The organism is Methylophaga sp. UBA4204 (assembly GCF_002379485.1).
In the GTDB taxonomy this organism is placed as follows: domain Bacteria; phylum Pseudomonadota; class Gammaproteobacteria; order Nitrosococcales; family Methylophagaceae; genus Methylophaga.
The window spans coordinates 1-326 of record NZ_DFTU01000015.1 but is presented as its reverse complement, the minus strand read 5'-3'; the positions used below and the strand labels follow the sequence as shown (position 1 = coordinate 326).

Sequence of the window (326 nt, the reverse complement as noted above, 5' to 3'; positions counted from 1 at the left end):
CCTGGATCGTGACCTACCCCAGCATGCTCACTATCCTCGTCAGGGAAAAGGAGGCCGGGCGACTGCGGATCGCGCCTGCGCTTTTCAGTGTCGGTGGTGAAACACTTTCGGACGATTTGCGCGAGCGGGTCGGGCGTGCCTTCCCCTCTCTGAAATGCGGCATTGCCGATTACTATGGTTGCACCGAGTGCCTAGCGCTTTCGTTCGAATGCAGCCACGGGCGCAAGCATGTGAACGAAGACTGGGTCATACTGGAGGCGGTCGATGAGGCGATGCGGCCCGTCCCGACGGAATACTGTCGGCAACTGTGCTGCTGACCGTGCTCG

At 60.7% G+C, this 326-nt stretch carries 1 protein-coding gene; it reads left to right on the top strand.

Annotated features, from left to right (window positions below; translation table 11 throughout):
• Positions 1-317, top strand: a 317-nt coding sequence (locus tag B3182_RS02115) for a hypothetical protein (protein WP_292751346.1), incomplete at its 5' end; no start/stop codon positions are given.
• Positions 318-326 lie beyond the last annotated feature (9 nt).